This window comes from Lentzea nigeriaca, from assembly GCF_016907955.1.
GTDB classification, from domain to species: Bacteria; Actinomycetota; Actinomycetes; order Mycobacteriales; family Pseudonocardiaceae; genus Lentzea; species Lentzea nigeriaca.
Genome location: NZ_JAFBCX010000036.1, coordinates 1 through 1,514, shown reverse-complemented (window position 1 = coordinate 1,514; position 1,514 = coordinate 1). Strand labels below are relative to the sequence as shown.

At 65.3% G+C, this 1,514-nt stretch carries 2 protein-coding genes; both read left to right on the top strand.

The genetic code is table 11. The features are described 5' to 3' along the window. On the top strand, positions 1-858 hold an 858-nt coding region (locus tag JOD27_RS44335; protein WP_204768420.1), incomplete at its 5' end, for an amino acid ABC transporter permease. A 14-nt stretch (positions 859-872) separates the two neighbouring features. Then, positions 873-1,514 (top strand): amino acid ABC transporter ATP-binding protein (locus tag JOD27_RS44330; protein WP_307830682.1); only part of this gene is annotated, 642 nt, incomplete at its 3' end.

Below are 1,514 nucleotides of genomic sequence, written 5' to 3'. Positions count from 1 at the left end.
AAGAAGCGGATCACGCCGAAGCGTCCGCGCGACTATCTCTGTTGGGCGGTCGCTGTCGCGATCGTCGGCGGCCTGGTCACCACGACGGTGACGAACGAGAACTACCAGTGGCCGGTGGTGTTCAGCTACTTCACCACCGAGGCCATTCTGGACGGTCTGGTCCTCACCCTGGTGCTGACCGTGGCCAGCATGGTGCTGGGCACGCTGCTCGGGCTGGTGCTCGCGGTGATGCGGATGTCGCACCAGGCACCGATCTCCGGCCTGGCGCGGCTCTACATCACGTTCTTCCGCGGCACACCGGTGCTCGTGCAGCTGATCTTCTGGTTCAACATCGCCGCGCTGTACCCGAACATCACCATCGGCATCCCCTTCACCGACATCTCCACCCCGGTCGACGTCAACGCGCTGATGACTCCGCTGACCGCGGCCATCGTCGGTCTGACGCTGAACCAGGCCGCGTACATGGCGGAGATCATCCGCGGTGGGTTCGCGTCGGTGAACCGCGGCCAGTACGAGGCCGCGGACTCGCTGGGCATGAGCGGGTTCACCAGGCTCCGCCACGTGATCATCCCGCAGACCATGCCCGCGATCATCCCCGCCACCGGCAACCAGGTGATCGGCATGCTCAAGGAGACCTCGCTGGTCAGCGTGCTCGGTGTGGCCGAACTGCTCAACAGCGCACAGTCCATCTACGCCCGCACCTACCAGACCATTCCGCTGCTCATCGTCGCCAGCCTCTGGTACCTGATCATGACCATGGCGCTCAGCGTGCCCCAGTCCATGATCGAGCGCCGCTTCTCCCGCTCCACCCGCAGGCCCGCCCCGGTGGCCGTCGCCACGAAGGAGTCGTTGCTGTGAAAGCGGATGGAACGATCGTGGCACGCCAGTTGCACAAGAGCTTCGGAAGTCACGAGGTGCTGCGCGGGATCGACCTGTCGGTCAAGGCCGGCGAGATCTCGTGCATCATCGGGCCGAGCGGGAGCGGGAAGTCGACGTTGTTGCGGTGTGTCAACGGGTTGGAGACCGTCGACCGCGGCGTGCTGCGAGTCAACGGCGAGGACTTCGGCTACGTCGAGAAGGAACGTGCCTACCACGCTCTGCGTCCGCAACGGCTGGCCGAGCAGCGCTCCCACATCGGCATGGTGTTCCAGCAGTTCAACCTGTTCCCGAACATGACCGCAGAGGACAACGTCATGTCCGGGCCGGTGCTGGTCAAGAAGACCAGCCGCAAGGTCGCCAGGGAACAGGCCCAGAAACTACTGGCCCAGGTCGGGCTCGCCGGCTGCGGCCACAAATATCCCGCCCAGCTGTCCGGCGGCCAGCAGCAACGTGTCGCCATCGCCCGCGCACTCGCGATGGAGCCGAGCATCATGCTGTTCGACGAACCCACCAGCGCACTGGATCCGGAGCTCGTCGGTGAAGTCCTCTCCGTCATGCGCGACCTCGCCCACCACGGCATGACCATGCTCGTCGTCACCCACGAGATGGGCTTCGCCCGCGACGTCGCCGACGAA